The sequence below is a fragment of the Streptomyces africanus genome (assembly GCF_002150735.1).
Taxonomy (GTDB): Bacteria; Actinomycetota; Actinomycetes; order Streptomycetales; family Streptomycetaceae; genus Streptomyces; species Streptomyces africanus.
In genome coordinates this window covers 1-4791 of the sequence record NZ_MUKA01000430.1, presented here as the reverse complement: position 1 = coordinate 4791, position 4791 = coordinate 1, and the positions used below count along the sequence as shown (strand labels likewise).

Genomic DNA, 4791 nt, shown 5'->3' with positions numbered 1-4791 from the left:
GCGCGGCCGGAGGGCCCCTGGGGGATGGGGCCGAGTCAGGCCGTATAGCCGTCCCAATAGCCGTCAGGACGCGGCATCAAGGCATCCGGCCTGACGTTGCTCTTCCTCCAGGTCCAGGAGTGCGCCAGTTCCTCGCCAGACGCCTCATGGCGACGGAGCACACAGATCGACCGGACGTCACGCAGATAAGCGCCTTGGCCGATGCGGTCAGTAATACCGACTCCCTCGCCCTTCTCGGCGAGCTGCCGGGCGTGGCGGGCGGACTCGTAGGCCTCGTGTTCCGAGTCGTGAGAAGAGTGCTTGCAGAAGCCCGGGCCCTCGTACCTGATCAGCCAGTCGGGATAGTGATTGGTCATGGTCTGCTCCTACTGGCCGTAGTGGTCGGACGGCTGGTCCGGGGAGGTGTCGCGGCTGGTGCACGGCTCGTGGTGGATGCCGGCGGCCTGGTCTTCGGGTGTGGCGCCGCAGTCGCAGGAAGGCATGGGGGTTCCCCGGTGTCCGTGTGGTGGGGCTTGGATGTCTCCACCGTACTCCGCATTGCATGGCAATGCAATGCGTTGTGCGGGATCCGGGCATACGGAAAGGGGCCCGACCCGACAGGCCAGACCCCTCACGCTGCGCACGCCAGCTCTAAAACGGAGGTTCGTCCCCCGACGGACCCGACCACGCCCCCGCCGGCTGCGTACCCGGCACATCCGACGCCCACGGATCCTGACGCGCCACCTGCGACGTCTGACGACGCGTCTCCTCAAAGTGCTGACGGCCCTTCCCCGACCCGCCCGTCTTCTCCACCTTCGCGGTGGCGCTGCGCAGCGATACGGCCACCTCGTCGGCCTCGAGCTCATACACCGTGCGCTTAACGCCCTGCTTGTCCTCGTAGGACCGCTGGGACAGCCGGCCCTGCACCACCACCCGCATACCGCGCGTCAGGGTCTCCCCGCAGTTCTCACCCTGCTGCCGCCACACGGACACGGGCAGGTAGAGCGTCTGGCCGTCCTCCCAGGCCTGCTTCTCCTTGCTGTACGTCCTCGGCGTCGACGCCACGGTGAACTTGCAGACCCCCGCGCCCGAGGGTGTGAAGCGCAGGGACACCTTCTCGTCCACCACATTGCCGATCACAGTCACGATCGTTTCTCCGGCCATCAGGCGGCCTCTCCCATCTCGTCTTGCGTCAGGTCCCTCACGACCTGCTGGTCAGAGGTCATCTCGAGGTACGCCTTGCGTACCGTCTCCCGGCACAGCCCCAGCTGCGCCGCAATGTCCCGCAGCGTCAGACCCGAACCATTGCGGTGCAGCCGCACGATCGCGTCGCCCTCCAGAGCGATCACGTCACTGACGCTCAGGCCGGCACCGCATTCCCGCAGCACCCGCATCTCCTCGGCCTGCAACCGCTCGAGGCCGTCGACACCGTTCTTCGACAGACGCCGAATGCCTTCCTCCCGCTGTCGGAGAACGGACAGGGCCGCGCTCACCATGCTCTGCGGAAGCGGCGTGTTCTCCGAATTGAGGACCGCCCCCAACACCACACCGATCTCCGAATGCGACAGGCCCCGACGCTCAAGCGACCTCAACGTCTCCTTCGACGTCCGGAGAAGCTCCTCGATCCTTGAGGGCTTCTTGTTCCTGACCAGCCCGGGCCGGGGCGGAACCAGCAGCAGATACGCCCGGTACACGCCCATCGGCGTCGATCCGAGACTCTCAGCGACCTGCTGCACGCTCATCTTCCACTCCACCAGGGCCACCAGCAGATGCGCACCGTGCTTGACCGCAAGCTGACGGGCCGAAGCCCTGCCCGGCCGGCGCAGCCGCCGGCCAGTGTCGAGGGCAACCACGGAACGCCGCTCCCGCCCTGTCAGGCCGCCGCAGATCGCTTCGGACTCCCCACGGCGGATGGCGTCCTCAAGGCACGCTTGCTTCACCGGGCAGGATGCGCAGATCTGCTTGGCCTGGTCGATACGCTCCTGCGGGGTGTCGGGGTCGGGGAAGAACAGGTCTGCGTCAGCGGTCGAGCATGCGGCCTTCGCTCGCCAGTGGGGAACGGTCAGGGTGTTCATGCCGGCTGCACCTCCCCCGCGGCGCGCTGCGCCCGGAACGACTCCACCGCACGCCGCACCGCCCAGTGCCCCACGCCCAACTCCATGGCGATCTGCCGGTACGGCACGTTCTCGGCGACCCTCTGCTCGATCAGCTGCCGGTTCTCCAGACAGACGGCCTTGTGGGAGAACGGGGCACGGGCGATCGTTCGCCGCTCACACTCGCTGAGGCCGCCCCACACGCCCGCGTTCTGCCCCGTGTCGAGCGCCCACTCCAAACAATCCGACCGGGCTGGGCAGCGTCCGCAGATCTTCTTGGCCTTCTCGGTGGCCTGGGCGATCTGGTGCTGGTTGCCCTGCGGGAAGAACATCTCGGGGTCGGTCTGGGCGCAGAGAGCGTGGTCGCGCCAGTTCGTGTCCGGTGTTGTGGCGAGGCGTGTGGTGGTGCTCATCGTGTGGCTCCGGGAAGGGTGTAGAGGCGGATGATCGCGCCGGGCTCGGGCAGGGCTTCGGGGTGTTCGCCGGGGTAGACCTTGCGGCTGTGGGATTCGATGACCCGGCCGTCGTCCTCCCACGCTTTGGCGGTACTGATGGCGTCGTAGGTGGAGCGTTCGAGCTTGTCGATGTCGGGGCTGACGGCCGGGTAGGTGCGGCGTCGTTTGGGGGCGTTGACGGGCTTGGGCATCGTGAAGGTGATGTCGGCTCGTACGGGGCCGGCGACGGGGCGTGCTTGTCCGGTGAGTAAGGCCTGCTGGATGGCGGCGGTGACCTTGTCGCGCCAGGGCTTGACCTTGGTGGAGGACTCCCGCATGAGGGGGATGGCCTTGCCGGTTTTGCGGCTTCGGCCCCATCCGACGGGCGTCTTGCTGCCTTGGGGTCCGGCGAGTCCGTAGACGATGACGGTGAGGGCGGGCGTGGGGTCCCAGTCGTATCCGATGGCGGGTGCCGGGTCGGGGGCGAGGGCTGTCAACGTGGGTACTCCGTGACGGGTATGGGGCCGTAGCGGCCGCGTCGTAGGTGGGTGGCGTTGCCGGGCTTGTGGCCTACTGGTCGGTGCGTCTGCGGGCCGCTGCTTCCCTGCTGCGGCGCTTGCGGCATTCGCGGCAGTGGCGTCGTCCGCGCTTGTCCACGTAGAGATTTGGGCCGGACAGCGGGTGGCCGTGGATGCAGTCGGTTTGCGCTGCTTGCCGTGCCGCGAAGCCGCGAGATCGCAGAAGGTTGACCCGTCCTGTGACTGCCTCAAGATGATCAGGATTGACGCAAACCGTGTTCCGGCAGAGGTGGTCTATCTGTAGGCCGTCAGGGATCGGGCCTTTGGCGCTCTCGTAGGCGAGTCGGTGGGCGTACTGCTTGCCGACCCTCCCGTACTTGCCGTTGGTGGATCCCGTCCATATCCAGCACCGGCCTAGGGAGGGGCGGCCTTCAGGAAGTGGGCCGTCACGGTTGGTTCTGGCGGCGAGCGAATCGAGAGGGTTCCGATATGCCACGGGTGTAGCGAGCGGGTCACCGTGGGCGCGAAGCCGGTTGTAGTGGGTCCAGCAAAGCTTCTTCGCCTGTGCGGGAGCGGCGCACCCGTCGATCTGGCAGGGCTTGGTCTTGCCCGACGGCTTGGGCGGGTTCTCGCGGAGTTTCTCGGCCTCGCAGAGCCGGCAGTAGGCGGTGAGGACTAAGCCGCCGGGCTTGCGGGTTCTGAAGGCGCTGGCGGGCTTGGTTTCCTGGCACCTGGGGCAGCGCTTCTCCTGCGGGAGAGTTGTGCGGGTGAGCGCGGCGCTGATCTTCCGTCGCTGCTCGGTGGTCATCCGCGTTCCCTTGGCTGGCATGGCCACTCCTGTTCGTTCACTGGTTGGGTTCGGGGAGTCCGAGGGCTTGGGCGAGTGCGCGGCGGGCGGTTTCGTCGTAGGCCTGGTCGTGGATGAACGCGACGGTGTTGGCGACCATGCGGCGGAGCTTTTGGAGCTCGTCTTCGGCGCGGCGGAGGAGTTCACGCTGGGGCATCGTCGTCCTCGTCGAGGTCTCGGGTTTGGGTGACGGCGATGGTGATGGGGACGGCCCCGTCGGCGGCGGCGGAGCAGAACACCCACTGCTTGATGTCGGGGTCGATGTGGACGTGTTCGTGGTGGGCGAGGGTGACGAACTTGCCGTCGGGGAGGAGCACGTTGCATTCGACGGCGAAGGGGGTTTTGGGGAGGTGACCGAGGCGGAGGAGGTCGCCGTTCCAGACGCGGAGCCCGGGGTGGTTCTGCACTGGGCGGCCGAGTTGGTTGTCGCCGTGTTCGGCGGTGTAGAGGGCGGCGGCGTCGGCCTGGGCGAGGGCTGCGGCGAGAGCGGACACGTAGCCGGGCGTGTGCTCAGGCACGGCGCTGCTCCCGGTTCTGCCGCATGGCCAGCGCATCCGCGACGGTGAAACCGTTCACGGTGATCTTGGGGGCGTGCTCCTTCGCGAGCTTGAGTGCGGTGTCCAGGTCGAAGCGATGCTCAGCCAGCCACTCGTCTTCGCGTTCGGAAGGGATCGACTCGTAAGACCAGGTGCCGTCGGATCCGAGGCAGGAGCGCAGACGGACGACGGCCCACAGACCACGTCCCCGGTACTCAACGGAGAGGTTGAAGAGGGCGCCCTCGTGGTCGTCGGGCGGGAAGTAGGAGACGGCGTAGCGGGTGGCCTGCACGGCGGGTTCGGGGATGTCGGTCACGGCTGGGGGTGCTCCTTCGGGGTCTCGGCGTCGGCGCGGGCGGCGAGGCCGAGACCCCGAAGGAGCAC

The 4791-nt window shown here is 67.6% G+C and carries 9 protein-coding genes; all 9 read right to left on the bottom strand.

The window, feature by feature from the left end:
* Positions 1–35 precede the first annotated feature (35 nt).
* The gene (locus tag CCL05_RS38810) at positions 36–356 is read right to left on the bottom strand and encodes a hypothetical protein (RefSeq protein ID WP_086565319.1); all 321 of its coding nucleotides are present in this window, start codon (positions 354–356) and stop codon (positions 36–38) included.
* Positions 357–630: 274 nt separating this feature from the next.
* Complete coding sequence (gene ssb / locus CCL05_RS38805) at positions 631–1143, bottom strand: single-stranded DNA-binding protein (protein WP_086565318.1); 513 nt, start codon at positions 1141–1143, stop codon at positions 631–633.
* The gene (locus tag CCL05_RS38800; protein WP_086565317.1) at positions 1143–2054 is read right to left on the bottom strand and encodes a WhiB family transcriptional regulator; all 912 of its coding nucleotides are present in this window, start codon (positions 2052–2054) and stop codon (positions 1143–1145) included. The genes ssb and CCL05_RS38800 overlap by 1 nt, the downstream gene beginning before the upstream one ends.
* Positions 2051–2485: a WhiB family transcriptional regulator gene (locus CCL05_RS47650; RefSeq protein ID WP_086565316.1), complete on the bottom strand. Its 435-nt coding sequence runs from the start codon at positions 2483–2485 to the stop codon at positions 2051–2053. Before CCL05_RS47650 ends, CCL05_RS38800 begins: the two co-directional genes overlap by 4 nt.
* On the bottom strand, positions 2482–3003 hold the full coding sequence (locus CCL05_RS38790) for a RusA family crossover junction endodeoxyribonuclease (RefSeq protein ID WP_086565315.1): 522 nt from the start codon (positions 3001–3003) through the stop codon (positions 2482–2484). Before CCL05_RS38790 ends, CCL05_RS47650 begins: the two co-directional genes overlap by 4 nt.
* A 73-nt stretch (positions 3004–3076) precedes the next feature.
* On the bottom strand, positions 3077–3832 hold the full coding sequence (locus CCL05_RS38785) for an HNH endonuclease signature motif containing protein (RefSeq protein ID WP_086565314.1): 756 nt from the start codon (positions 3830–3832) through the stop codon (positions 3077–3079).
* Between the two features lie 37 nt (positions 3833–3869).
* Positions 3870–4028: a hypothetical protein gene (locus tag CCL05_RS45020; protein ID WP_158102527.1), complete on the bottom strand. Its 159-nt coding sequence runs from the start codon at positions 4026–4028 to the stop codon at positions 3870–3872.
* Positions 4015–4389 carry a hypothetical protein gene (locus CCL05_RS38780; protein WP_086565313.1) on the bottom strand — a complete coding sequence of 125 codons (375 nt, stop codon included), beginning with the start codon at positions 4387–4389 and terminating at the stop codon, positions 4015–4017. Before CCL05_RS38780 ends, CCL05_RS45020 begins: the two co-directional genes overlap by 14 nt.
* Positions 4382–4723 (bottom strand): hypothetical protein, encoded by a 342-nt coding sequence (locus CCL05_RS38775; RefSeq protein WP_086565312.1) that lies wholly within the window; start codon positions 4721–4723, stop codon positions 4382–4384. Before CCL05_RS38775 ends, CCL05_RS38780 begins: the two co-directional genes overlap by 8 nt.
* Positions 4724–4791: the final 68 nt, after the last annotated feature.

Excerpts from the sequence above, each read along its gene's own strand:
- CCL05_RS38810 (WP_086565319.1), bottom strand. The coding sequence starts at position 356 with ATGACCAATCACTATCCCGACTGGCTGATCAGGTACGAGGGCCCGGGC.
- ssb (WP_086565318.1), bottom strand. The coding sequence starts at position 1,143 with ATGGCCGGAGAAACGATCGTGACTGTGATCGGCAATGTGGTGGACGAG.
- CCL05_RS38800 (WP_086565317.1), bottom strand. The coding sequence starts at position 2,054 with ATGAACACCCTGACCGTTCCCCACTGGCGAGCGAAGGCCGCATGCTCG.
- CCL05_RS47650 (WP_086565316.1), bottom strand. The coding sequence starts at position 2,485 with ATGAGCACCACCACACGCCTCGCCACAACACCGGACACGAACTGGCGC.
- CCL05_RS38785 (WP_086565314.1), bottom strand. The coding sequence starts at position 3,832 with ATGACCACCGAGCAGCGACGGAAGATCAGCGCCGCGCTCACCCGCACA.
- CCL05_RS45020 (WP_158102527.1), bottom strand. The coding sequence starts at position 4,028 with ATGCCCCAGCGTGAACTCCTCCGCCGCGCCGAAGACGAGCTCCAAAAG.